Source organism: Pseudonocardia asaccharolytica DSM 44247 = NBRC 16224 (assembly GCF_000423625.1).
GTDB lineage: Bacteria > Actinomycetota > Actinomycetes > Mycobacteriales > Pseudonocardiaceae > Pseudonocardia > Pseudonocardia asaccharolytica.
Genome location: NZ_AUII01000001.1, coordinates 192,264 through 216,556 on the forward strand (window position 1 = coordinate 192,264; position 24,293 = coordinate 216,556).

Consider the following 24,293-nt stretch of genomic DNA (forward strand, 5'->3'; position numbering starts at 1 on the left):
TCGCGGCGGCATGATCGCAGACGCCTGTCAGCCGGAGTCGGTACGGTGAGTCCACCGGCGCCGGTCATGGCCGGGCCGGTCCCACGGGCGTGATGAGGAGGGTGGCATGGCGGTGCTGCTGCGTGAAGCGATCGGCGGCAGCCTTCGGCGCGCCCGGACCGTACGGCGACGGACCCTGCGCGAGGTGTCCCGGAGCGCGCGGGTGAGCCTCGGCTACCTCTCGGAGGTCGAGCGCGGGGTCAAGGAGCCGTCCAGCGAGCTGCTGGCCTCGATCTGTGCAGCTCTCGATATCACGCTGCCCGATCTCCTGGCGGCCGCGGCCGAGGACATGGCGGCCTCGATGCGGCTCCCGATGGTCGTTCCGATCGGTCAGCGTCACGCCGAGCTGCGGATCGCGGGCACCATGGCCTCCACATCGTCGCCGGACCGGGCCTCGCCGAACCCGCTGGTCAGCCCGCAGCCGACGGCCGCACCGCCGGCTCCGGCGACGCAGGTCAGTGCGGCGGCCTGAGCGCCGGCCGCCGGCGGCGACGCCCGACTGCGCTCCCTTACCCGATTCGGTAGCCTGGCCTCCGGGCCGCCCCGAAGGCGGCCTCCGGAAGATCCCCGATATCGTCGGCGGGTGCTGGAAAGCGGGCCCGGCGCGGTGCCACGATGGGCGGAGCGCGCACCGGTACCGCGGGGCCGGCATGGCGCGGTGACAGACGGTGTCGCACTCGGAGGTAGGCGGAACAGATGGCCAACCCTTTTACCAAGGCCTGGAAGTACCTGATGGCGCTGTTTTCGTCGAAGGTCGACGAGTACGCCGACCCCAAGGTGCAGATCCAGCAGGCCATCGAGGACGCCCAGCGGCAGCACCAGGCACTCTCCCAGCAGGCGGCGGCGGTCATCGGCAACCAGCGGCAGCTGGAGATGAAGCTCAACCGGCAGCTCGGCGAGATCGAGAAGCTGCAGGCGTCGGCGCGCCAGGCGCTCGTGCTGGCCGATCAGGCCCGCGCCGCCGGTGACGAGACCACCGCGCAGCAGCGCGAGCAGGCCGCGCAGGCGTTCGCGACCCAGCTGGTCACGGCCGAGCAGTCGATCGAGGACCTCAAGACGCTGCACGACCAGTCGATCCAGGCCGCGGCGCAGGCCAAGCAGGCCGTCGAGCGCAACTCGATGATGCTGCAGCAGAAGATCGCCGAGCGGACCAAGCTGCTCAGCCAGCTCGAGCAGGCCAAGATGCAGGAGCAGGCGGCGGCCTCGCTGCGGCAGATGAGCGAGCTGTCCGCGCCGGGCAATACCCCCTCGCTGGAGGATGTCCGCGACAAGATCGAGCGGCGCTACGCCAATGCGATGGGCTCCGCCGAACTCGCGCAGAACTCGGTGCAGGGCCGGATGCTCGAGGTGCAGCAGTCCACCGTCGACATGGCGGGGCAGAACCGGCTCGAGCAGATCCGCGCCTCGCTGCGCGGTACCCCGGTCGCCGGCGAGGTCACCGCGGGCCAGCCCGCCCCGGCCCAGCCGGCGCCCGCGCAGCCGCAGGGCCAGCAGCAGCCCGGCACCGCCTGAGCCGCGCTCGCCCAACCGCGTTATGGCTCCATAACGCGGTTCTGGCCCGCTTGGAAGGATGTCATGGCTCCATGGCGCGGGTGGCTCCATGGCGCGGGGGAGGGGCCGGACCCGGCTGACAGCGCGGGCACCAGTAGGCCGCCCGCGCGTGGACCCCGTCGCCCTGCTTCGCCGAGCGGATCCGGGTGCCGCAGCGGCGGCAGCGTTGGCCCGCCCGCCCGTACACCCACTGCGCCTCACCCGCGCGCGTCGATCCGGTGGTGCTCTGCTGGGGCCGATCGGCGTTGCGCCGCAACAACTCGCGCGCCAGCGCGATCGCGGCGGGCGGGTCGGGCACGTCGCGCACCAGCGTCCACGGCGAGAGCCCGAGGAGGAAGCACACCTCGGTCTGGTAGAGGTTCCCTACCCCCGCCATCACCCGCTGCTCCAGCAGCGCGAGCCCGATCTCCTGATCGGGTCGCGCGGTGAGCCTGCGCAGCGCCGCCGCGGCGTGCCCGTCGTCCCAGCCGGGGTCGAGCAGGTCGGGGCCGAGGTGGCCGACCAGCCGGTCCTCGTCGGCGGTGGGGAGCAGTTCCAGATCGTGCAGGGCGAACCCGACGGCGACCCGGTCGCCGGTCTCGAGCACCACCCGCGCCTGGTGGGCCGGTCGCCGCCAGCGCATCCCTGGCCGGTAGAGATGCCAGGCACCGTCCATCTGGAGATGGCTGTGCAGGCTGCGGCCGTCGTCGAAGCGGGTGAACAGGTGCTTTCCGACGGTGGCGACCCCGGTGACGGTCCGGCCTGCCAGGTCGTGCTCGACCCAGCGCGGATGCCGTAGCTCGCCCCGCCGCAGCCGGTGGCCGACCAACGCGGCGCCCAGCCGCTTGCCGGCGAGGTGGACGGTGTCGCCCTCGGGCACGGTTCGACGGTACGCGCATCCACCGATCGGTGGAGTGACGGTCCACCGGGGCGATCGGCATCGCGCGGCGCGCGGTCGATCCCCTGACGCGCGTGGCCCGCGAGTCTGGTGGACATGGCGGTCATCGAGGTCAACGGACTACTCAAACGCTACGGCGCCCAGGTCGCGGTGGATGACGTCTCCTTCACCGTGGCGGAGGGCGAGATCTTCGGCGTGCTCGGCCCGAACGGCGCCGGGAAGACGACGACGGTCGACTGCATCACGGGACTGCGCGTCCCCGACCGCGGCACGATCGAGGTGCTCGGCCTGGACCCGCGACGCGACGGCGACACGCTGCGCCGTGTGCTCGGTGTGCAGTTGCAGCACGGCCGGCTGCCCGAGCGGATGACGGTGGGAGAGGCGGTGGCGCTCTACGCCTCGTTCTACACCGATCCCGCCGACGGCGACGCGCTGCTCGAGCGGCTCGGGCTCGACCGGATGCGGGCCACCCGCTTCGGTGCGCTCTCCGGCGGGCAGCAGCAGCGGCTGGCGATCGTGCTCGCGCTGATCGGACGTCCGCGGATCGCCGTGCTCGACGAGCTGACCACCGGGCTCGACCCGCAGTCGCGCCGCAACACGTGGGAGCTCGTCGAACAGATCCGCGCGGACGGGGTCACCGTCCTGCTGGTCACGCACTTCATGGAGGAAGCCGAGCGGCTCTGTGACCGGCTGGCGCTCATCGACGCCGGACGCGTTGTCGCGATCGACACGCCGGACGGCCTCGTCGAGCGGGTCCGGGCACCGCAGGTGATCCGATTCCGGCCCTCGGAGCCGGTGCCCGATGCGGTGTTGCTCGCCCTGCCCGAGGTTGCCGCGGTGACCCAGCACCAGGGGTGCGTCGAGGTCACCGGCACCGGTGACGTGCTCGCCGCCGTGACCACCGCGCTGGCCCAGCGCCGGATCGTCGCGGCCGAGCTGCGGATCACCCAGCCTCGGCTCGATGACGCGTTCGTCGCGCTCACCGGGGAGACCGGGCGATGAAGGGGCTGTGTGCGCTGACCATCTCGGAGACCCGGCTGTTCCTGCGCGACCGCGCGAGCGCCTTCTACACCCTCGCCTTCCCGGCGCTGCTGCTTGCGGTGCTCGGGTCGATCCCGTTCTTCGGCGAGCCGGTCGCGCCCGATGGTCCGCGGCTGATCGAGGTGTACGTGCCGGTCGTGATCGCGCTGGTGCTCGCCGCGGTGGCGCTGCAGGGCCTGCCGTCGCTGCTGGCCTCCTACCGCGAGCAGGGTGTGCTGCGCAGGCTGCGGGTCACACCCGTGCGGCCGGAAACGCTGCTCACCGCCGTGCTGATCATGATGCTGGGCGTCACGGCCGTGTCGACGGTGCTGGTGCTGGCCGTCGGCCGGATCGCGTTCGGGGTCGCGCTGCCCGCCGCCCCGCTGGCCTTCGCCGTCGCGCTGCTGTTCACCGCGGCCGCGATCTACGGGCTCGGGCTGCTGGTTGCGGCCGTCGCGTCCACGGGGCGGGCCGGGAACGCGATCGGCTCTCTCGTGTTCTTCCCGATGCTGTTCTTCGGTGGAATGTGGCTACCGCGCGACGCGATGCCCACGCTGTTGCGGACGATCAGCGACTTCACGCCGCTCGGCGCCGGGGTCGGCGCGGTCCAGGCGGCCTCGGCGGGGGCGTGGCCGCAGCTGGTACACCTCGGCGTGCTGCTCGCCTGGGCGGTGGCCGCGGGTGCGCTGGCGGCTAGGTTGTTCCGCTGGGAGTAGGAGGAGACCGCGGATGGTCGGGCAACGCGCCGAGGACCGGCTCGACGCCGTCGAGCGCCGGGCGGAGATGATCATCGATCGCTTCACGCCGTTCCTCGGACTCGGTCTCGGGCTGATCCTCACGATCGTCGTCCTGCCGTCCGAGGGGCCTCGGTTCTGGGCGGTGACCGGTGCGCTGGTGGCGGCGACGCTGGCCTGGACGCTGCTGCTGGCCGTGCTGCCGCCGGTCCGGGCGGACGAGCCGCGGCTCGGCGCCGTCTATATGGTCGGGATGCTCGCGTTGACCGCGGCGCTCACCTGGCTGTCACCATTGTTCGCGTTCCTGGTGCTCGCCGTCTACGGTCACGCCTTCCGCTTCCTGCGCGGCCACTGGCGCTTCGCGGCGGTGGCGGTCGCGGCGGCCGTCGCCGCGTACTCGCAGATGGGCGGCAGGCTCGCCGAACCGAGCCCAGGTTGGTGGGCCGGTCTGGCCGCGCTGGTCGTGGCCAACATGCTGGTCGCCGGCGGGTTCAGCTGGTTCTTCGCGCTGAGCGACCAGCAGACCGAGCGGCGCAAGCAGATGATCGCCGAGCTCGAGGAGACCAACGCCCGGCTGGCAGCGGCGCTGGAGGAGAACGCCGGCCTGCACGCACAGCTGCTGGCCCAGGCTCGCGAGGCCGGGGTGCACGACGAGCGCCAGCGGATGGCCCGCGAGATCCACGACACCCTCGCCCAGGGACTGACCGGGATCGTCACCCAGCTCGAGGCGGCGATGGCCGCGGGGGACGACGAGCTGCGCGACCGGCACGTCGGCCTCGCCCGCGGTCTGGCCCGGGAGAGCTTGCGCGAGGCCCGGCGCTCGGTCGAGGCGCTGCGCCCCGAGCCGCTCGAGGCCGCGCAGCTGCCCGACGCGCTCGCCGACCTGGCGCACCGCTGGTCGGAGATCTCCGGGGTGGCGGTCCGGCTGGACACGACCGGGGTGGCGCGCGCGCTGCTGCCCGAGCTGGAGGTGACGTTGTTCCGGGTGGCGCAGGAGGCGCTGGCCAACGTCGCCAAGCATGCCGAGGCGACCACGGTCGGCCTCACCCTGTCCTATATGGACGAAGTGGTGGTCCTCGATGTGCGCGACGACGGCATCGGGTTCGCCCCGGGCGAGCGGCGCGGCGGGTTCGGTCTGACCGCGATGGAGCAGCGGGTGCGCCGGGTGTCGGGCAGCTGCTCGATCGAGAGCGCGCCCGGCGAGGGGACCGCGCTGAGCGTGAGTGTGCCGGCGATACCGGCGGAGGTGCAGGTGTGAGCGGGGTGACGGGGGACGGGCCGGCGAACCCGATCCGGGTGCTGATCGTGGATGACCATCCGGTGGTCCGCGACGGCCTGCGGGGGGTGCTGTCGGGTGCGCCGGACATGGAGGTCGTCGGCGAGGCCGGACACGGCGCCGAGGCGCTGGCGCGGGTGGCGGCCATCCCGGTCGACGTGGTGCTGATGGACCTGCGGATGCCGACGATGGGTGGGGTCGAGGCGACCCGTGAGCTGCGGCGCACCGCCCCGTCGGTCCGGATTCTGGTGCTGACGACGTTCGACACCGATCGTGACGTGCTGCCGGCGATCGAGGCCGGGGCCACCGGATATCTGCTCAAGGACACCCCACGCGAGGAGCTGCTGCGCGCCGTGCGGGCGGCGTACCGCGGCGAGGCGGTGCTGTCCCCGGCGGTGGCGGGGCGGCTGATGGGACGGCTCCGCGTGTCGGACGAGGAGCCCGAGGAGCCACTGAGCGGGCGGGAGCTGGAGGTGCTGCGGCTGGTCGCGGGCGGGGCGACGAACCGCGAGATGGCCCGGCAGCTGTTCATCAGCGAGGCGACGATCAAGACCCATCTGTTGCACATCTACGCCAAGCTCGACGTTCGCGACCGCGCCTCCGCGGTCGCTGCGGCCTACCGGCGTGGCCTGCTGCCCCCCTGAGCGAGCTTGCGAGCGAACAATCGGCGCTGACCACCCGCCGGGCCGAGCCCCGGCGCGACCGGCGGAGCTTCCGGTACCGTACGAGACGCGAGCGCCATCAGGCCGAAGCCCATCGGGAGGGCCGCATGCTCCGCACGAGCACGACCGCGCAGGCCATCGCCCTGCTCGTGCTCGGCTATGTCCTCGTCGCGGGTGAGCCGGGCGTGCTCATCGGCGTACTCGGCGCCGCGCTCTGGGCGTGGGGCCTGGTCAGGCATACCGCGGCGGGCCTGCGAACGGCCCCCGGCGCCGGCCCGGCCGTCCTCGCGCGGGCGCTGCGCCAGTCGCGGTCCAGGGCCGCGGTACCTCGTCAGCAGGATCCGGACGCGGCCGGGCATGCCCGCCCCCGCGCGCCGTCGGGGCTGGTTCCGGCGGTGTAGCCCCCGTCGTGCCCGGTCGCGGGCAGGGTGGGCGGCGGCGCACCGCCGGGGTCGAGATGCCCTGATCGTCCCGCGGAACGCCCTGGAGCGCCGGCATGCCCCTGCCCATCATGTCCCTGCCCATCCGTCCCGTCCGGCCCGGCGAGGTGCCGGCGTGCTGAACTTCCTCTACTACCCGATCTCGGCCGTCATGTGGTTCTGGCACCAGGTCTTCGGCCTCGTGCTCGGAGCCTCGAGCGGTGTGGCGTGGGCGCTGTCGGTGATCTTCCTCGTGCTCACCCTCCGGGCCCTGATGATCAGGCCGTTCATCTCGCAGGTCCGGTCCGGCCGCAAGCTGCGCGTGCTCGCCCCGCAGCTCGCGGAGCTGCGCAAACGTCATGCCGACGACAAGCAGAAGCTCGTCGAGGAGACCCAGCGGCTGCAGCGCGAACACGGCGTCAACATGATGGGCGGTTGCCTGCCGATGCTGATCCAGGCGCCGGTGTTCATCGCGCTCTATCACGTCCTGCGCTACTTCAACCGGCCCGGCCTGAGTTTCGAGCAGAACGCGGCGATCCCCAACTACGTGTTCAGCCCGGACGAGGTCCGATCGTTTCTCGAGGCCCGGCTGTTCGGGGCACCGCTGTCGTCCTACATCTCGATGCCCCAGTCGCTGCTCGACTCGTTCGGCGCGCATGTCGAGCGCTGGGAGGTGGTGGCCGTCGCGGTGCCGCTGGTGGTGCTGGCCGCGGTGGCTACGCATCTCAACGCCCGATTCTCGGCCCGCCAGCAGCAGGCCCAGCCGCTCGACGCCGGCGGTCAGGCCGGTCAGCTCGCGTCGATCGTGCGGTGGACTCCGTGGATCTTCCCGCTCGGTGTGATCGTCGGCGGGCTGTTCTTCGCGTTCCCGATCGCGATCCTGCTCTACTGGCTGACGAACAACGCCTGGACGATGACCCAGCAGCACCTCGTCTTCCGCAGGTTGGACGCCGAGGAGGCCCGGTCCGCCACCGAGGGGGCGGTCTCGGTGCCCGCGGAGCACGGTCCACACCGGACCGTCGCGCGGGCCGGGGCCGGCCGCCCCGCGTCCGGGCAGCCGACGCGGCGCGGGGGGAAGGCCGCCGCTGGCCGCAAGCGCTCCCGCACGCGCAAGGGCGGCCGCCACTGAACGCGCGTCAGGGGCCCGCGTCAGGGACGCGGGGCCAGGCCGAGCGCAACCGCGAAGTGGTCGGCGACGCCCTGTGCGGTCGTGACGTACTCCTTGTCCAGCTCCACGCTCCGGTCGTAGTACATGCTGACCGTGGCGACCAGTGAGTCGCCGTAGAGCAAGGGGAGGGCCAGCAGGCTGACGTAGCCCTCCGCCCGCACCAGGTCGTGCGCCGCGGCCATCAGCGGGTCGGTACGCGCGTCGGCCACCACGACGTACTGTGCCGGGTCTTCCAGACGCGCTTGATCACGCCGTCGGTGCGACCGTCCTGGATGCGGCGGATGAGCGCCTCCAGATAACGCTCGGAGATCCGGTGCCGCCTCGCCACCCGCGACGTCGAGATCATCGCCTCGGAGGCGGCGGCCGAGCTGATGACCCAGGAGGCGGTCGACCAGCTGGTCCGGGTCGAACGGATGAACGTCCCGACCGGTGACTTCGTCCGGTCGATTCATGGTCGAGGGTTATCCGGCTCTCCGCCATGGTTCGACGACGTGTGGAACGGGGTGTTCGACCGCATCGGCAGGCTCGGCGGCGCCGTGCCGCAGGACGTCGAACTGGGTTTCCACCTCTGCTACAGCGACTACCAGCACCAGCGGCAGGTGGAGCTGGCCGACGCGAGCACCCTCGTCCGCATGGCCGACGCGTTCACCGCCGTCGTCCCCCGGCGGATCGACTTCCTGCACCTGCCGGTGCGCGAGGACGTCGACGCGGGGCGCTACCTCGCTCCGCTGGCCGATCTGGCGCTCGACCCGGCCACCGAGCTGTACCTCGGACTGATCACCGACCGGGACGGTACCGACTCCGCCTTCTCCCGGATCGCCACCGCCCGACGGCACATCGCCACCTTCGGGATCGCCACGGAGTGCGGGATAGGGCGAACACCGGTCGAGTCCGTGCCACCGCTGCTGCAGATCCACCGGGACGCGTCAGCCCGGCGTCGACCAGACGAGTGACGACCGACCTGGACGCCTGATCTGTCCCCGGCCGGACAGCGGTCACATGTCCCTCGCGACGATCATGGCGATCATTCGTCGGGCGCGCTGACTCGTGGAGAGAACCCGGCAGATGAGGGGTTCGGGATGCTCGCACACACACCGCGGTGCTCACGCATCGGGCGGAGCCTGTGTGCCAGCATCGCGATGTGTGTGCGAGCACGCCACGACACCGATACCGCCCCGGCGAGGAGCCGGACTGTCATGTGCGCTCGCTCTTAGGCTCGGAGCGAGCCCGGTCGGGTCTTCCAGCCTTGGTCGTGGCGGCGCTGCTCGTGGTGATCGGTTGCGCGCCGGCGCCGGGCGGATCGGGCGCGCCGGGCGCGCCGCAGGCCGCCTCGTTGACGCATCTCGTGCGGAAGCTCGGCTCGATCGCGAAGGACGAGTGCCAGACGCATCCCGCCGCGGACATCTATCCGCGGTGTGCCCGGTTCGTTGCGCAGGTGGAGAACGCAGCGGCTCAGGCCCGGTCGGTGGTGGAGGGACGGCCGCAGGAGGCGACGATCGACGCCGCGGCAGGCCGGGTCGGAGGGGCGATCGACCGCTTCACCGGCGATGGCTGCCTGCCCGGTCCGGGCGGCGAGCCCCCGTCGTCGCCCGAGATCTGCGGGCCGGACCTGGCGCGGCTGCAGGAGGAGCTGCGTGGCCTGCTCGGCGCGCTCGGCCCGGCCCGCTGAGCTCGTCCGGGCGGTGGGTCGGCGTCTCCCGGTGCGGTGGCGCGGCGGGTCAGGCCCGGAGCCGCAGGCCCTTGGGCGTGACCCGGAACCCGGCCTCGGTGAGCACGTCGGTCAGTTCGGAGCCTCGCGAGTCGACCCCGTCGGCGCGCTCCACGGCCAGCGATCCCAGCCAGCCCTCGTGCACGGCTCCGGCCAACGCCTCGGCTCCGGCGCGCAGCTCGTCGCGGTCGGTGGTGAACGACAGCAGCGAGCGACCGCCCCGCTCCACGTAGAGCGCGGGCGCTCCGTCGACCAGCACGACGAGTGCTCCGGCCTTGCGGCCGGGCCGGTGCTTGGTTTCGCCGATGGTTTCAGGCCAGGCCAACGCCGCGCCGTAGGGCTGGGCGGGGTCGGCGGCGGCGAGTACCACGCCCGCCGGGCCATCGGGTGTGCGGCGGGTATCGTGCAGACCTCCGGGCGGTCCGCCGTCGGGCCGGGACAGCGCGCGCAGCCGGTCGATCGCGCCCGGTACGGCGAACTGCGCCGCGCCAAGGCCGTCGATGACGTATCCGCGCCGGCAGCGGCCGGAGTCCTCCATCGCGCGCAGCACCCGATAGACCCCGGCGAACCCGCCCGTGCTCCGCTCGGTCGACAGCGCGCCGCGGGTCAGCACCCCGTGTCGTTCCAGGAACGCCTCGGCGAGCGCGTGCGCGCGCCGGGTGGGATCGGGTTCGCGCGCGACGGTGAGCGACCAGCGGCCGCCGACCGACGGGGGACCGGCGCGGCTGGGCATCGCCGGGCGTCCGGCACGCAGCTGCGCGTACCGGCCCCGAGGCGCCGACCGCCGGGTCCGGTGCGTGCCACCGCGCCCGCCGGACAGCCGCGCGCGCAGCGGGCCGAGCGTGTCGTTGGTCAGCAGCCCGGCCCACACGAGATCCCAGATCGCGGTGACGACGGCGTCGTCGGCCGGGGCCGGTTCCCCGGCGTCGACCAGGGTGCGCCCGGCGCGGTCGGCGAGCTCCCGGAAGAAGACCGCGCCGGAGAAGGCGCCCATCCCCGGGGACGCGTCGAGGTCGGACAGCCCGAGCGCGGTGAGCAGGGCCCGGTGCAGCGGCGCCGCCGCGACGTCGGGCGCGGGCTCGGGCAGCAGGAGGTCGGCCACGTCGGCCGGGGCGACGGCCAGCCAGCCGTCGGCACCGGTCAGCGGACCGCATCCGGTCCAGGTGACCTCGCCGGCCGCGGTCAGCTCGTCGAGCAGCGCGGGGGAGTAGCCGGGTAGCCGGGCGGGCAAGATGCGCGACTCCAGGGCGCTGGCCGGAAGCGGCGCCCCGGCCAGCTGCTCGATGACGCCCAGCACGTCCTCGGCCCCCGGCGCCCGGCGCATCCGGCCCCGATGCCCGACACCGCCGGAGACGGTCTCCACCCCTTGCCAGGCCGGCAGGAACCGGCCCAGCGCGCGCTGTTCGACCGGCTCGACCTCGGCCCGCAGCCGGGCCAGGGACGCCCGGCGCAGCCTGCGCAGCACCTCGGCGTCGCAGTACTCCACACCCGCCGCCCCCGGTGCGCCACCCGGGCGCTGCGTGAGCAGCCCGGGTGGCCGCAGCTCGCCCCGGACCAGCCGGCCCGCCCCGGTGAGCCGATCGAGCACCCCGGTCACGACGGCGACGCCCAGCCCGAACCGTTCGGCGCATTCGGCCGCCGGGAAGGGTCCGTGAGTGCGGGCGTAGCGGAGCACGAGGTCGCCCAGCGGGTCGGCCACCGGCTCGGTGAACGCCTCGGGGACCCCGACCGGCAGCGCCACGCCCAGCGCATCGCGCACCCGGCCCGCGTCCTCGATCGCCAGCCAGCGCCGCTCGCCCGCGAGACGCACCTGGATCGCGCGCCGCGCCGCTCCCAGCTCGGCCAGCCATTCCGGCCGCACCCCGCGGTCGGCGGCCTCGGCCTCGGTGAGGTCGCCGAGGAAACGCAGCAGGTCGGCGGCGCCCTCGGCGTCGCGGGCGTGCCGGTCGGCGGTGCGCCGCTGCAGCGTCGCCTCGACCTCGGCCACCACCTCCGGGTCGAGCAGCTCGCGGATCGCCTCGGAGCCCAGCAGCTCCGCGAGCAGCGTGGAGTCGAGCGACAGCGCGGCGGCCCGGCGCTCGGCCAGCGGCGCGTCCAGCTCGTAGAGGAACATCCCCACATAGCCGAACAACAGGCTGCGGGCGAACGGGGACGGCGCAGGCGTGGCCACCTCCACCACCTTCACCGTCCGCGCGGCCACCTCGGCCATCAGCTCGCGCAGCCCGGGCAGGTCGTACACGTCCTGCACGCATTCGCGCATCGCCTCGAGGGTGATCGGGAACTGCTCGTACCGGCCGGCGACGGTGAGCAGCTGCGCGGAACGTTGCCGCTGCTGCCACAGCGGGGTGCGCCGCTTCGGGTCGCGGCGCGGCAGCAGCAGCGCGCGGGCCGCGCATTCCCGGAACCGGGAGGCGAACAGCGACGAGCCACCGAGCTCGGCCACCACGATCTGCTCGATCTCGGCCGGGTCGAGCAGCACGTCCTCCGCGGTGGGCACGATCTCGACCCCGTCGTCGTCCAGCGCGTCGGGCAGCCGCAGCACGATGCCGTCGTCCGCGCTGGCCGCGTGCACCTCGACTCCGCGCCGCTCCCGCATCCGGGCCGCGATCGCCAGCGCCCACGGCCCGTTGACCTGCGACCCGAACGGTGAGTGCACCACCAGCCGCCAGTCGCCCAGCTCGTCGCGGAACCGCTCGACGAGGAGCGTCCGGTCGCTGGGCACGTGCCGGGTGGATTCCTGCTGCTCGCGCAGGTAGGCGAGCAGGTTGTCGGTGGCCCACTCGTCGAGCCCGGCCAGCGCGGCGCGGGCCTGCGCCGCCTCCTCGTCGAGCCCGGCCATCTCCCGGACGAACGCGCCGACCGCCCGGCCCAGCTCCAGCGGCCTGCCGATCGACTCGCCCTTCCAGAACGGCATCCGCGCGGGCTCGCCGGGCGCCGGGATGACGATCACGCGGTCGTGCGTGATGTCCTCGACCTTCCAGCTGGACGTGCCGAGCAGGAACGTGTCACCGACCCGGGACTCGTAGACCATCTCCTCGTCCAGCTCGCCGACCCGCGAGCCGCGCCCGTCGGCCCCCCCGGGCGTCATCACGGTGAACAGCCCGCGATCCGGGATCGTGCCTCCGGAGGTGACGGCGAGCCGCTGGGCGCCGGGCCTGCCGTGGAGCTGGTCGGTGGCCCGGTCCCAGGTGATCCGGGCGCGCAGCTCGCCGAACTCCTCGCTCGGGTAACGCCCCGCGAGCATGTCGAGGGTGGCGTGCAGCGCGGCGTCGGGCAGGGCGGCGAACGGGGCAGCGCGGCGCACCACGGCCGCGAGGTCGCCGAGCTGCCACGGCTGCAGCGCCACCATCGCCACGATGTGCTGGGCCAGCACGTCGAGCGGGTTGCGCGGGTAGCGCAGCGACTCGATCGCACCGCCGGCCATCCGTTCGGCGACAACCGCGCAGGAGACCAGGTCCCCCCGGTACTTCGGGAACACCACCCCGCGCGACACCGCGCCCACCTGATGGCCGGCGCGCCCGACCCGCTGCAGGCCCGACGCCACGCTCGGCGGCGCCTCCACCTGTACGACGAGGTCGACGGCACCCATGTCGATGCCCAGTTCGAGGCTGGAGGTGGCCACCACGCAGGGCAGTCGACCGGCCTTGAGCCCCTCCTCGACCAGGCTGCGCTGCTCGCGCGACATCGAGCCGTGGTGGGCCTTGGCCACGACGGGCAGGGCGCCGCCCGCGACGCCGGACTGGCCGATCGCCTCCGCCGGGAACGCGCCGGGCTCCGCTGTGCCCTCGATCTCCTCGGCCACCAGCTCGTTGAGCCTGGCCGTCAGGCGTTCGGCCAGCCGCCGGGAGTTGGCGAACACGATCGTCGAGCGGTGCGCGCGGACCAGGTCGAGGAGCCTGCGCTCCACAGCGGGCCAGATCGACGGCCGCTGCGCCGCGCCGGCCGCCGACCCGATGACCTCCTCGTCGGCGGTGCCCGGGGCGGGCCGCTCGTCGAGCGCCGCGAGGTCGGGCACCGGAACCTCGACGGCGATCTCGATCGTCTTCGGGACGGCCGGCTGGACCAGTTCGACGGGCCGGGCCCCGGCGAGGAACGTCGACACCTCGTCGACGGGGCGCACCGTGGCCGACAGCCCGATCCGCTGCGCCGGGGCGTCGAGCAACTCCTCGAGACGTTCGAGGGACAGGGCCAGATGCGCCCCGCGCTTCGTGCCCGCGACGGCGTGCACCTCGTCGAGGATCACCGTGCCCACGCCGCGCAGCGACTCCCGCGCGGCCGAGGTGAGCAGCAGGAACAGCGACTCGGGCGTTGTGACCAGCACATCGGGTGGGGTGCGGGCGAACTGCCTGCGCTCGTCGGCGGGGGTATCGCCGGTGCGTATCCCGACGGTGATGTCCGGGACCGCGACACCGAGCCGCTGCGCGGCCTGCCGGATCCCGGCCAGCGGGCTGCGCAGATTGCGCTGGACGTCGACCGCGAGCGCTTTCAGCGGGGAGACATACAGGACCCGGCACCGGTGCCTCGGTTGGGCCGGGACGGGTTCGCGGGCCAGCCGGTCGAGCGCCCAGAGGAACGCGGCCAGCGTCTTGCCCGACCCGGTCGGCGCCACGACCAGCGCGTGCCGGCCCGCCTGCGCGGCCCGCCACGCGCCCTCCTGAGCGGCGGTGGGCGCCGCGAAGGCCCCGCGGAACCACTCCTGGGTGGCGGGGGAGAAGCCGTCGATCGCGTTCACGCGACCCATGGTGCCGCGTCCCACCGACAATCTCGGGCGCCGGGGAGACCGCACCGTCGCGCTTCTCACGCGCGGATCGCTGCCCACCGTCGCGGCGGCCAGGCAGGATCGAACCGTGGGCACCACATTGACGACCGCGGCGGTCGCCGCGGCCCAGCGCCGGGTCCTCGTGACGCTCTCGCTGAGCCAGGTGCTCGGCGGCGTCGGCGTCGCGACGGCGATCGCCATCAGCTCCCTGACGGCGTCCCGGCTGTCCGGGTCGGAGGCCGTCGGTGGTGCGGCGCAGACGATGGTCGTGCTCGGTGCCGCGGCGTCCGCGCTGGTGACCGCCCGGGTGGCGACGCGCGGCGGACGCCGTCCCGCGATCACGGTCGCGTATGCGGGCAGCGCGCTCGGCGGTGCGGGCGCCATCGTCGCCGTGACGATCGGGAACGCGGCCGCGCTGCTGGCTGCGCTGGTTCTCGTCGGCGCCGCGACGGCCGCGGGCCTCGCCGCGCGGTTCGCCGCCACCGACCTGGCCGCGCCGGAACGGCGGGCCAGGGCGCTCGCGATGGTCGTCTGGGCGACGACCGTCGGCGCGGTGGCCGGGCCGAACCTCGCCGGTCCCACCCAGGACGTCGCGCAGCGGCTCGGCTGGGAGCCGTCGACCGGTCCGTTCGTGCTCTGCACCGGGGTGTTCGCCCTCGCCGCGGGGATCTCCTGGCTGGGGCTGCGGCCCGATCCGCTGCTGCTGGCGCGCGCCCGCGCCGACGACGGGGCCGCGCGGGCCGTCGTTTCCGGTGCCCAGGTACGTGCGGCGCTGCGCGCGAGCCCGGCCGCCGTGCTCGGGCTCGTCGGTGTGGCCCTCGGGCACCTGGTCATGGTCGCGATCATGTCGATGACCCCGGTGCACATGGACCACGGCGGGGCATCTCTGCAGGCCGTCGGGTTGGTGATCAGCCTGCACGTGGCCGGCATGTACGCGCTCAGCCCCCTGTTCGGATGGCTCGCCGACCGCCTGGGACGGCGTCCGGTGCTGGCGCTCGGGGCGGTCCTGCTGGTCGCTTCCGGCATCCTCAGCGCGATGGCGGGCAGCACCGACCACGCGCTGCTCACCATCGGGCTCATCCTGCTGGGGCTCGGCTGGTCGGCCGGGCTCATCGCCGGTTCCGCGCTGCTCACCGAGTCGCTCCCGGTCGAGGTGCGCCCGCGGGCGCAGGGGCTGTCGGACGTGACGATGAACGTCGCGGGCGCCGTGGGCGGCATCGCCGGTGGTCTGATCGTCGCCGCGACGTCGTTCGGCGTGCTCGGCGTGGTGTCCGCCGTGCTCGTGCTGCCTTTCCTGGTTGCGGCCGGAGCCTCGGTGCTGCGCCCGGCGCGCACCGCCTGAGCGGTCGGGTCAGCGCTTGCGCTGCTGCCACCACCACCGCAGCAGCACGACCAGCGACGCGAGCAGCGCGAGCAGGACGACGACACGTCCGAGCGGCGAGGAGAAGCCGGTCGGATCGGCCTGTCCGAGCCAGCTGAGAACCGACATATCGACCACGTTACGGCGTGCGCGGCAGCCAGGCCGGTTCCGCGGGCGCCGAACGTGGGCGCCGGGGCGGGCCAGTGCAGGGAACGCCCGTCGACGGTGCCGGGCGGGGAGACGATGGTGAGCAGGCCGTCCGGCACCGCGATCTGTTCGCAGTACGGGTCCGGGTCCACCTCGGAGGCCACGACCCGTCCGGCGCGGGGCTGGGCCAGCAACCAGCGCGGCTCCGACCGCGGCCGCGCCCACCGCGGTGACCGGGAACGCCGGGCTCAGCGTGTCCGCCGGACCGGTGAGGCCCAGCCGGTGGGTGTCCCCGGGCGCGCCGCCCACCGCAGCCCAGGCCTCGTCGAGCAGCCGCCGCAGCCCGTCCTCCGCCTGCCACCCCCGGAGGGGGCCTACCCTCGGATGGGTGCGACTGAGCCATTTCCGCGAGCTGATGGAGGGCGAGTTCGGCCGGATACGGGCGGGCTCGCTCGCCCGCGACCACGTCTTCTCCGCGCTGGGCGGCCGGACCGTCGAGCAGGCGATCGAGGACGGGTTCGACCTGCGGAAGGTGTGGCATGCGGTGTGCGACGACTACGACGTGCCGCAACAGCGCCGCTGACCCGCTCGGCCGGCCCGCCGGGGTGCGATCGAACACGCGTTCGTATAGACTGTGGTTCGCATCGCGGGCCAGTTGTCCACAGCCGGCCGAGCGATCGGCGGAACTGTCGGTCGGACCCAATACGGTTCATCCGTGGCTCCCCGCAAGACCTCAACAGCCAAGACCGAGCGCACATCAGCGAGGTGGCAGACCGAGATGACCGCACCCGACCGCGAGAAGGCGCTCCAACTCGCCCTCGCTCAGATCGAGAAGAACCACGGCAAGGGCTCCGTGATGCGCCTCGGCGACGACACGCGGCCGCCGATCGGCGTCATTCCCACCGGCTCCATCGCGCTCGACGTCGCGCTCGGGGTCGGCGGGCTGCCCCGCGGCCGCGTCGTGGAGATCTACGGACCGGAGTCCAGCGGCAAGACGACCGTGGCGCTCCATGCCGTGGCCAGCGCCCAGGCCGCGGGTGGGATCGCCGCCTTCATCGACGCCGAGCACGCGCTGGACCCGGAGTACGCCAAGGCGCTGGGGGTCAACACCGACGACCTGCTGGTCTCCCAGCCCGACACCGGTGAACAGGCCCTCGAGATCGCCGACATGCTGATCCGCTCCGGCGCGCTCGACATCATCGTCATCGACTCGGTGGCCGCCCTGGTGCCCCGCGCGGAGATCGAGGGCGAGATGGGCGACAGCCACGTCGGCCTGCAGGCCCGGCTGATGAGCCAGGCGTTGCGGAAGATCACCGGTGCGCTGAGCAACTCGGGCACCACAGCGATCTTCATCAACCAACTGCGGGAAAAGATCGGTGTCATGTTCGGCTCCCCGGAAACGACGACCGGCGGTAAGGCGCTGAAGTTCTATGCCTCGGTACGGCTCGACATCCGCCGTATCGAAACGCTCAAGGACGGCACCGACATGGTCGGCAGCCGCACCCGGGTCAAGGTCGTGAAGAACAAGGTGGCGCCGCCGTTCAAGCAGGCGGAGTTCGATGTGCTCTACGGCGTGGGTATCAGCCGGGAGGGCTCGCTCATCGACGTCGGTGTCGAGCAAGGCATCATCCGCAAGTCCGGTGCCTGGTACACCTACGAGGGCGACCAGATGGGCCAGGGCAAGGAGAACGCCCGCAAGTTCCTCAAGGAGAACCCGGACATCGCGGCCGAGATCGAGAAGCGCATCAAGGAGAAGCTCGGTATCGGGGCCGTGCTCGACGCCGACGGCGAGGCCGCGCCGCTGCCCGCCCCTGTCGACTTCTAAAGCCCGGTGCCTGATCCGAGCGCAACCGATCCGGGACGGTCGGCGCGGGTGGCCTCGCTGGAGGGCCTCGACGCCGACCGGTCCGGGGAGCGGCCTGCCGTCGCGCGCCTCGATGCTCTGCGGGAGCGCGACCCCGAGGCGGATGCCGGGGGAGGAGATCGCCCGACATCCGTGGACCGCGGGGCCGAGCACCCTCGGGGGGCCCCGCTCGACGGCCTCGACGCGCCGGGCCCCTCGCGCCCGGTTGCCCTGTTCGACGACGCGGATCTCGCCGGCGATCGGCCCGCGGTCCGTACCGCTCGGTTCGACGGCACGACGCCCGGCGCGACCCGCCGGCCGAGGAGGGTGGCCTCCGACGACGGGCCGCGCGAGAAAGGGTCGGGCGCGGCCAGGTCGAGCGAGCCCGGGGGGCGTCCGGTGGGCCGGCGCCGGACCGGTGGCGCATCGACGAACAACACCCCGAGGCAGAGTCGACGCGCCGCAGAACCGATCCGGGATGCCGATCCGCACCGGGCGGCCGGTGAACCCGCCGCGGATGCCGATCCGGAGGCGGTGGCCAGGTCGATCTGCTTGCGGCTGCTCACCGACCGGGCCCGCACCCGCCAGGAGCTGGCCCAGGCGCTGCGCAAGCGCGGTGTTCCCGATGATGCGGCGAACGCGGTGCTCGAACGGTTCAGCGAGGTCGGCCTGATCGACGACGCCGCGTTCGCGGAGCAATGGGTGCGTTCCCGGCACTCCTTCCGTGGCCTTGGCCGCCGGGCCATCGCGGTCGAGCTGCGCCGCAAAGGCGTCGACGAGGAGACAGCGGGCGAGGCGCTCGCCGAGGTCGATGCCGAGGCCGAGGAGCGGCGGGCCCGCGAGCTGATCGACCGCAAGCTGCGCACGCTGCGCGGCACGCCAGATGAGGCGGCCGCTCGACGGCTGCTGGGCATGCTCGCCCGGAAGGGCTATCCGGCCGGTATCGCCTACCGCGTCGTCAGGGAGGCGCTGGCCGAGCACGCGTCCGAACTGGCCGAGCAGCTGCTCTCCGGCGAGGACGACTGACGAGGACGGCAAGCGCGCCGTCGGCGTGCTTCTGCCGGAGTCTTGCCGGCGATCCTGACGGAACATCTTTACCGGAGATCGTTGCCGCTCAGATGGCTCCGGCTCCCACGTCAGCTACTGCCACCGGTATGCCCATGATCACCGGATCGGCGGCAGGAACCGCGCTATTCGCGGCTCCCGGCTCCCCAACGGCGATCATCCTGGCGGCTGGCGGCTCTCATCCATCCCGCCAGCGGTGCAGCACCTGCACATCGGCCGACAACCCCCCGCTGGCGGCGACGTCGCCGATGAACGACAGCATCGTCGCGCAGAACGCCTCGGCGGCGTGGGTCGCCGCGATGTCGGCGCGCCGGGCCAGAGCGACGGTGCGGTAGAGCGGCGGGGTGAGCACGGTGCGGCGCAGCCGGGGGCGTCCGGCGAACACGAGGTCGGGCACCACGGCCACCCCGGTGCCGGCCTCGACCATCCGCAGCACCGCGTCCATCTCGCCGCCCTCCACGGCGAACTTCGGCTCCACGCCGGCGTCGGCGTAGGCCTGCAGGGTCACCTCGCGCAGGTCGTAGCCGCGGCGGAACATCACCAGCGAGCGGCGGGACAGCTCGGTCACCGACATCGATCCGCGGCTCGACGGCGGCCGGCCCGAGCGGGGCGAGGCCACCGAGAGCCGCTCCCGCAGCAGTGGGGTGATGTCCAGGGTCGGATCGAGGCCCTCCCGCGGCACCACGAGCACCGCGACGTCGAGCTCGCCGCGGACCAGCGCCCGTACCAGCGGCTGCGAGCCGTTCTCGGCCAGCTCGAGGTGGACGTCCGGGTGCTGCTCGTGAAAGATCCGCAGCACGTCCGCGACCACGCCGATACACAGCGACGGGGTGGCCCCGACCCGGACCCGGCCGCTGCGCAGCCCGATGAGCTCGGCGACGGCGGTGCGGGCGCTCTCGGCGTCGGCGAGCATCCGGCGGGCCAGCGGAAGCACCGCCTCTCCGGCCGGGGTGAGGCCCAGCTCGCCGCGTCCGCGGTTGATCAGTGGGGCGCCGAGATCGTCCTCCAGAGCCTTGAGCTGCCGGGAAAGTGTGGGCTGCGCGACACCCACCTGCTCGGCGGCCCGAGTGAAGCTGCGCACGTTCGCCACGGCAACGAAGTACGCGAGCTGCTGAAGTGTCACAGCTATAGCCTACGTGCATCGATCATGTCGCCATGATGCATTGGACGGCAGCGCGCTGCGGTAGTCGACTGCCCACGTGGTGACAACAGTGGCACGCGGAGCCCGGACGGCCGGCGGCGCACCTGCGCAGCGCCGGGCCGGGGTGCCGTCGGTTCTGCTCAAGTACGTGATGGCCGTGACCGGCGCGATCATGCTGCTCTATCTGGTGCTGCACATGATCGGCAACCTGAAGATCTTCTTCGGTCCCGAGGCGCTCGACGGCTACTCGGAGTGGCTGCGCACGCTGCTGGAGCCGGCGCTGCCCCGTACCGGCATGTTGTGGATCGTCCGCGTGGTTCTGGCCGTGTCGGTGGTCGCGCATATCGTCGCGGCGATCGTGCTGGCCCGGCGCGCCCGCGCGGCCCGCCCGGTCCGCTACGCCCACCGCCAGCCGGTACAGGGCAGCTACGCGGCCCGCACGATGCGGTGGGGCGGGGTGATCATCGCGCTGTTCGTCGTCTACCACCTGCTCGACCTCACCGCGGGCACGCTCAACCCGAACGGCGTACCCGGCGCGGTCTACGACAATGTGGCCGCGGACTTCGCGCCGTCGCACTGGTACGCGACCCTCGCCTATGTCATCGCCGTGGTCACCGTCGGTTTCCACGTGCGCCACGGTGTCTGGAGCGCCCTGCAGACGATCGGACTTTCTAACGCCGCGACCCAGCACGCGTTGAAGACGTTCGCGCTGGTCTTCGCCGTGTTGCTGACCGCGGGCTTCCTCGCCGTCCCGTTCGCCGTCACCTTCGGATTGGTCTGACATGAGCTATCTCGACTACACGGTCGGTGCGCCGGTCGTCGACCGGGCCGCCCCCGACGGGCCGATCGAGACCCGCTGGGAGCGCCGCCGGTTCGGCGTCAAGCTGGTGAACCCGGCCAACAAGCGCAAGATGCACATCATCGTCGTCGGCACCGGCCTGGCCGGCGGTTCGGCGGCGGCCACCCTGGCCGAGCTGGGCTACCGGGTCAGCTCGTTCTGCTACCAGGACAGCCCGCGGCGCGCGCACAGCATCGCGGCACAGGGCGGGATCAACGCGGCGAAGAACTACCGCAACGACGGCGACAGCGTCTACCGGCTGTTCTACGACACGGTCAAGGGCGGCGACTTCCGCGCCCGTGAGTCGAACGTGCACCGGCTCGCCGAGATCAGCCGGCAGATCATCGACCAGTGCGTCGCGCAGGGCGTCCCGTTCGCCCGCGAGTACGGCGGCCTGCTCGACAACCGCTCCTTCGGCGGCGCCCAGGTCTCGCGCACCTTCTACGCGCGCGGCCAGACCGGCCAGCAGCTGCTGCTGGGCGCCTACCAGGCCCTCGAACGCCAGATCGACGCCGGCGGGGTCACGATGTACCCGCGGCACGAGATGCTCGAGCTGATCGTCGTCGACGGCCACGCCCGTGGGATCGTCGCCCGTGACCTGATCACCGGTGAGATCCGCAGTCACCTCGGCGACGCCGTCGTGCTGGCCACCGGCGGCTACGGCAACGTCTTCTACCTGTCGACGAACGCCAAGGGCTGCAACGTCACCGCGAACTGGCGAGCGCACCGCAAGGGCGCCTATTTCGCCAACCCCTGCTACACTCAGATCCATCCGACCTGTATCCCGGTCTCGGGGGAGCACCAGTCGAAGCTGACGCTGATGTCGGAGTCGCTGCGCAACGACGGGCGGGTGTGGGTGCCGGAGCGCAAGGGCGACGACCGCAATCCCAACGACATCCCCGAGGGGGAGCGGGACTACTTCCTGGAACGCCAGTACCCGGCGTTCGGCAACCTCGTGCCCCGCGACATCGCCTCCCGCGCCGCGAAGAACGTCTGCGACGACGGGCGCGGCGTCGGCCCCGGCGGACTGGGGGTCTATCTCGACTTCGCCGAGGTCATCGCCCGGCTCGGCCGCCCGGCCGTCGCCGCGAAGTACGGGAACCTGTTCCAGATGTACCAGCGCATCACCGGCGAGGATCCCTACCAGGTTCCGATGCGGATCTACCCGGCGGTGCACTACACGATGGGTGGACTGTGGGTCGACTACGACCTGCAGAGCACCGTTCCTGGGCTGTTCGTGATCGGCGAGGCCAACTTCTCCGACCACGGCGCCAACCGGCTCGGCGCCTCCGCGCTGATGCAGGGCCTCGCCGACGGCTACTTCGTGCTGCCCAACACCATCGGCGAGTACCTGGCCACCAACGGGCACATCCAGGTGGACCAGGATGCACCCGAGGTCAAACAGGCCGAGGCGGACGTCGCCGAGCGGATCGACACGCTGCTGTCGATCGGCGGCGAGCGCACCGTCGACTCCTTCCACCGCGAGCTCGGCCACATCATGTGGGAGCACTGCGGCATGGAGCGCACCGACGCCGGTCTGCGCAAGGCGCTCGACCGGATCCCCGAGCTGCGCAACGAGTTCTGGGAGAACGTCCGGATCCCCGGTACGGGCGTCGAGCTCAACCAGAGTCTCGAGCGGGCCGGCCGCGTCGCCGACTTCCTCGAACTCGGCGAGCTGCTGTGCCTGGATGCCCTGCACCGCACCGAGTCCTGCGGCGGTCACTTCCGCGCGGAGAGCCAGACCCCCGAGGGGGAGGCCGCCCGCGACGACGCGAGCTTCACCTATGCCGCCGCGTGGGAGTACACCGGCCGCGGTACGGCGCCGATCCTCCACAAGGAGGACCTCGTCTTCGAACATGTCACCCCCAGCCAGCGGAGCTACAAGTGAAGGTGCATCTCAAGGTCTGGCGGCAGCGCAGCGCCGGGGACCCGGGCAAGATCGTCAACTACGACGTCGCCGACGCGTCGCCGGACATGTCCTTCCTCGAGCTGCTCGACGTGCTCAACGAGCAGCTCGTGCTGGCGGGCGAGGACCCGGTCGCGTTCGACCACGACTGCCGGGAAGGCATCTGCGGGGCCTGCAGCATGGTCATCGACGGCCAGCCGCACGGGCCGGAGAAGGCGACGACCACCTGCCAGCTGCATCTGCGGCACTTCCGCGACGGCGACACGATCACGATCGAGCCCTTCCGGGCCGGCGCCTTCCCGGTGATCAAGGACCTGGTCGTCGACCGCGGTGCGTTCGACCGGATCATCCAGGCCGGCGGCTACATCAGCGCACCGACCGGCGCCGCCCCGGACGCCCATGCGACGCCGGTTCCCAAGGACCACGCGGACCGGGCGTTCACCGCGGCGGCCTGTATCGGCTGCGGCGCCTGCGTGGCGGCCTGCCCCAACGGTTCGGCGTCGCTGTTCCTCGGGGCGAAGATCACCCACCTCGGTGAGCTCCCGCAGGGCCAGCCCGAACGCGACAGCCGGGTGACGGCGATGGTCGCCCAGCACGATGCCGAGGGCTTCGGCGGCTGCACCAACACCGGCGAATGTGCCGTCGCCTGCCCGAAGGAGATCCCGCTCGACGTGATCTCCCAGCTCAACCGCGACTACCTCGCCGCCCGGAAGGCGCGCCGCCGCAGCGCCTGACCGCGGGCGGCGCAGGGCGCCGCGATCCGAGCAGCCCGGCCCCGCTGGGGGCCGGGCATTTCGGCGTTCCCGCAACGCCGCATCAGTGGTGTGATGCCGGTCTCTGTTGTGATTTTGTTCTCACCCGGGTCCGGCCCGGATGTGACTTCCGTCGTACGCTCCGTGAGATCCATACGGCCCGGCGTCGCGGCGTACCTGATCCAGGACCTCGTCGGCGCCTGGAACAGATGAGGACTCCCCGACGTGTCATCCACCACAGACGCGTCCGCCGGCCGGGCGCAGATCGCCGAACGGACGCTCCGCACGGACCGCTGGTGGCTCCCGCCGCTGGCCACTCTCGTCGGCCTCTCGGCGTGGGTCATCTACGCCACGGTCCGGGTGTTCCTGCAGCAGTGGTACTTCGTGCCGGACCACAACTACCTGTCGCCGTTCTACTCGCCGTGCATCTCCTACGGCTGCGTGCCCGAGGCGGCGCATTTCGGCCGCGTGCTGCCGGACCTGCCGTGGCTGCCCTATGCCGCGGTCTCGCTGCCGTTCCTGCTGCTGTTCCGGCTGACCTGCTACTACTACCGGAAGGCCTACTACCGCTCGTTCTGGGCGTCCCCGCCTGCCTGCGCCGTCGCGGAGCCGCACCGCCGCTACACCGGGGAGACCCGGTTCCCGCTGCTGCTGCAGAACGCCCACCGGTACTTCTTCTACATCGCGCTGATCATCACGGTGATCAACACATATGACGCGATCAAGGCATTCCAGAACGCCGACGGCAGCCTCGGGTTCGGGCTGGGCAACATCATCCTGGTCGTCAACGTCGTGCTGCTGTGGATCTACACCGTGTCCTGTCACTCCTGCCGCAGCATCATCGGTGGCCGGCTGAACCACTTCTCCCGACATCCGCTGCGGTACCGGCTGTGGGGACTGGTCTCCCGGCTCAACACCAGGCATATGGAGTGGGCCTGGATCACGCTGGCGACCCTGGCCATCACCGACTTCTACATCATGGCCGTCTCGGCGGGCTGGTTCGCCGACCCGCGCATCATCAACTGAGG

The 24,293-nt window shown here is 72.5% G+C and carries 23 protein-coding genes; 18 read left to right on the forward strand and 5 right to left on the reverse strand.

The features are described 5' to 3' along the window. The first annotated feature begins 106 nt into the window (after positions 1-106). Together G567_RS26050 and G567_RS0100925 are read left to right on the forward strand one after the other, a co-directional pair. Positions 107-511, forward strand: coding sequence for a helix-turn-helix domain-containing protein (locus G567_RS26050; RefSeq protein WP_037055243.1), 405 nt, complete (start codon positions 107-109; stop codon positions 509-511). Between the two features lie 224 nt (positions 512-735). Continuing rightward, positions 736-1,551: a PspA/IM30 family protein gene (locus G567_RS0100925; protein WP_028928484.1), complete on the forward strand. Its 816-nt coding sequence runs from the start codon at positions 736-738 to the stop codon at positions 1,549-1,551. A gap of 61 nt (positions 1,552-1,612) precedes the next feature. Here the strand turns inward: G567_RS0100925 and G567_RS0100930 are convergent, their stop codons facing one another. Next, a complete protein-coding gene (locus G567_RS0100930; protein ID WP_028928485.1) occupies positions 1,613-2,449 on the reverse strand; it encodes a DNA-formamidopyrimidine glycosylase family protein in 837 nt (278 codons plus the stop codon). Between the two features lie 114 nt (positions 2,450-2,563). Between G567_RS0100930 and G567_RS0100935 the strand changes: the two genes are divergently transcribed. From G567_RS0100935 to yidC, 6 genes are all read left to right on the forward strand, one after another. After that, positions 2,564-3,469, forward strand: a complete 906-nt coding sequence (locus G567_RS0100935) for an ABC transporter ATP-binding protein (RefSeq protein WP_028928486.1) — start codon at positions 2,564-2,566, stop codon at positions 3,467-3,469. Continuing rightward, positions 3,466-4,203: an ABC transporter permease gene (locus G567_RS0100940; RefSeq protein ID WP_028928487.1), complete on the forward strand. Its 738-nt coding sequence runs from the start codon at positions 3,466-3,468 to the stop codon at positions 4,201-4,203. Before G567_RS0100935 ends, G567_RS0100940 begins: the two co-directional genes overlap by 4 nt. A gap of 13 nt (positions 4,204-4,216) precedes the next feature. Next, on the forward strand, positions 4,217-5,479 hold the full coding sequence (locus tag G567_RS0100945) for a sensor histidine kinase (RefSeq protein WP_028928488.1): 1,263 nt from the start codon (positions 4,217-4,219) through the stop codon (positions 5,477-5,479). Further along, positions 5,476-6,141: a response regulator gene (locus tag G567_RS0100950; RefSeq protein WP_028928489.1), complete on the forward strand. Its 666-nt coding sequence runs from the start codon at positions 5,476-5,478 to the stop codon at positions 6,139-6,141. The genes G567_RS0100945 and G567_RS0100950 overlap by 4 nt, the downstream gene beginning before the upstream one ends. 125 nt (positions 6,142-6,266) lie before the next feature. Beyond that, positions 6,267-6,560 carry a DUF6412 domain-containing protein gene (locus tag G567_RS26055; protein ID WP_051232015.1) on the forward strand — a complete coding sequence of 98 codons (294 nt, stop codon included), beginning with the start codon at positions 6,267-6,269 and terminating at the stop codon, positions 6,558-6,560. A 154-nt stretch (positions 6,561-6,714) separates the two neighbouring features. Next, on the forward strand, positions 6,715-7,707 hold the full coding sequence (gene yidC / locus G567_RS26060) for a membrane protein insertase YidC (RefSeq protein ID WP_037055247.1): 993 nt from the start codon (positions 6,715-6,717) through the stop codon (positions 7,705-7,707). A gap of 20 nt (positions 7,708-7,727) precedes the next feature. Here yidC and G567_RS36985 read toward each other — a convergent pair whose 3' ends face one another. After that, complete coding sequence (locus G567_RS36985; RefSeq protein ID WP_028928490.1) at positions 7,728-7,955, reverse strand: GAF domain-containing protein; 228 nt, start codon at positions 7,953-7,955, stop codon at positions 7,728-7,730. 162 nt (positions 7,956-8,117) lie between these two features. Here G567_RS36985 and G567_RS26065 point away from each other — a divergent pair, with 162 nt between their 5' ends. Next, the gene (locus G567_RS26065; RefSeq protein ID WP_051232016.1) at positions 8,118-8,699 is read left to right on the forward strand and encodes a hypothetical protein; all 582 of its coding nucleotides are present in this window, start codon (positions 8,118-8,120) and stop codon (positions 8,697-8,699) included. Positions 8,700-8,998: 299 nt separating this feature from the next. Then, entirely contained in the window at positions 8,999-9,415 is a 417-nt protein-coding gene (locus G567_RS0100980) for a hypothetical protein (RefSeq protein WP_028928491.1), read from the forward strand. 49 nt (positions 9,416-9,464) lie between these two features. Here the strand turns inward: G567_RS0100980 and G567_RS0100985 are convergent, their stop codons facing one another. Continuing rightward, complete coding sequence (locus G567_RS0100985) at positions 9,465-14,195, reverse strand: ATP-dependent helicase (RefSeq protein ID WP_028928492.1); 4,731 nt, start codon at positions 14,193-14,195, stop codon at positions 9,465-9,467. Positions 14,196-14,301: 106 nt separating this feature from the next. On the opposite strand from G567_RS0100985, the gene G567_RS26070 reads away from it, so the two are divergent. Beyond that, complete coding sequence (locus G567_RS26070) at positions 14,302-15,555, forward strand: MFS transporter (RefSeq protein ID WP_245585489.1); 1,254 nt, start codon at positions 14,302-14,304, stop codon at positions 15,553-15,555. Positions 15,556-15,564: 9 nt separating this feature from the next. Here the strand turns inward: G567_RS26070 and G567_RS35055 are convergent, their stop codons facing one another. Then, entirely contained in the window at positions 15,565-15,702 is a 138-nt protein-coding gene (locus G567_RS35055) for a hypothetical protein (RefSeq protein WP_169338700.1), read from the reverse strand. A 406-nt stretch (positions 15,703-16,108) separates the two neighbouring features. Here G567_RS35055 and G567_RS0101000 point away from each other — a divergent pair, with 406 nt between their 5' ends. The 3 genes from G567_RS0101000 to recX all read left to right on the forward strand — a co-directional run bounded on the left by G567_RS0101000 (position 16,109) and on the right by recX (position 18,589). Further along, positions 16,109-16,303, forward strand: a complete 195-nt coding sequence (locus G567_RS0101000) for a DUF3046 domain-containing protein (RefSeq protein ID WP_028928493.1) — start codon at positions 16,109-16,111, stop codon at positions 16,301-16,303. A gap of 195 nt (positions 16,304-16,498) precedes the next feature. Further along, positions 16,499-17,545, forward strand: coding sequence for a recombinase RecA (recA, locus tag G567_RS0101005; RefSeq protein ID WP_028928494.1), 1,047 nt, complete (start codon positions 16,499-16,501; stop codon positions 17,543-17,545). Positions 17,546-17,593: 48 nt separating this feature from the next. Further along, positions 17,594-18,589, forward strand: coding sequence for a recombination regulator RecX (gene recX / locus G567_RS36770; RefSeq protein WP_307724141.1), 996 nt, complete (start codon positions 17,594-17,596; stop codon positions 18,587-18,589). A gap of 217 nt (positions 18,590-18,806) precedes the next feature. Here recX and G567_RS0101015 read toward each other — a convergent pair whose 3' ends face one another. Beyond that, on the reverse strand, positions 18,807-19,751 hold the full coding sequence (locus G567_RS0101015) for a LysR family transcriptional regulator (protein ID WP_028928495.1): 945 nt from the start codon (positions 19,749-19,751) through the stop codon (positions 18,807-18,809). Between the two features lie 88 nt (positions 19,752-19,839). Here G567_RS0101015 and G567_RS0101020 point away from each other — a divergent pair, with 88 nt between their 5' ends. The 4 genes from G567_RS0101020 (at position 19,840) to G567_RS0101035 (ending at position 24,291) form a co-directional block, all read left to right on the forward strand. Next, positions 19,840-20,550: a succinate dehydrogenase cytochrome b subunit gene (locus G567_RS0101020; RefSeq protein ID WP_261763843.1), complete on the forward strand. Its 711-nt coding sequence runs from the start codon at positions 19,840-19,842 to the stop codon at positions 20,548-20,550. Position 20,551: 1 nt separating this feature from the next. Next, positions 20,552-22,495 (forward strand): fumarate reductase/succinate dehydrogenase flavoprotein subunit, encoded by a 1,944-nt coding sequence (locus tag G567_RS0101025; RefSeq protein ID WP_028928497.1) that lies wholly within the window; start codon positions 20,552-20,554, stop codon positions 22,493-22,495. Next, positions 22,492-23,247 carry a succinate dehydrogenase/fumarate reductase iron-sulfur subunit gene (locus G567_RS0101030; protein ID WP_028928498.1) on the forward strand — a complete coding sequence of 252 codons (756 nt, stop codon included), beginning with the start codon at positions 22,492-22,494 and terminating at the stop codon, positions 23,245-23,247. The genes G567_RS0101025 and G567_RS0101030 overlap by 4 nt, the downstream gene beginning before the upstream one ends. A gap of 243 nt (positions 23,248-23,490) precedes the next feature. Then, positions 23,491-24,291, forward strand: a complete 801-nt coding sequence (locus tag G567_RS0101035) for a hypothetical protein (RefSeq protein ID WP_028928499.1) — start codon at positions 23,491-23,493, stop codon at positions 24,289-24,291. Positions 24,292-24,293: the final 2 nt, after the last annotated feature.

Coding starts and splice junctions, on each gene's coding strand:
- G567_RS26065 (WP_051232016.1), top strand. CDS start 8,118: ATGACCCAGGAGGCGGTCGACCAGCTGGTCCGGGTCGAACGGATGAAC.
- G567_RS0100940 (WP_028928487.1), top strand. CDS start 3,466: ATGAAGGGGCTGTGTGCGCTGACCATCTCGGAGACCCGGCTGTTCCTG.
- G567_RS26055 (WP_051232015.1), top strand. CDS start 6,267: ATGCTCCGCACGAGCACGACCGCGCAGGCCATCGCCCTGCTCGTGCTC.
- G567_RS0100945 (WP_028928488.1), top strand. CDS start 4,217: ATGGTCGGGCAACGCGCCGAGGACCGGCTCGACGCCGTCGAGCGCCGG.
- G567_RS0101025 (WP_028928497.1), top strand. CDS start 20,552: ATGAGCTATCTCGACTACACGGTCGGTGCGCCGGTCGTCGACCGGGCC.
- G567_RS0100935 (WP_028928486.1), top strand. CDS start 2,564: ATGGCGGTCATCGAGGTCAACGGACTACTCAAACGCTACGGCGCCCAG.
- G567_RS0100925 (WP_028928484.1), top strand. CDS start 736: ATGGCCAACCCTTTTACCAAGGCCTGGAAGTACCTGATGGCGCTGTTT.
- G567_RS35055 (WP_169338700.1), bottom strand. CDS start 15,702: ATGTCGGTTCTCAGCTGGCTCGGACAGGCCGATCCGACCGGCTTCTCC.
- G567_RS26050 (WP_037055243.1), top strand. CDS start 107: ATGGCGGTGCTGCTGCGTGAAGCGATCGGCGGCAGCCTTCGGCGCGCC.
- recA (WP_028928494.1), top strand. CDS start 16,499: ATGACCGCACCCGACCGCGAGAAGGCGCTCCAACTCGCCCTCGCTCAG.
- G567_RS0100985 (WP_028928492.1), bottom strand. CDS start 14,195: ATGGGTCGCGTGAACGCGATCGACGGCTTCTCCCCCGCCACCCAGGAG.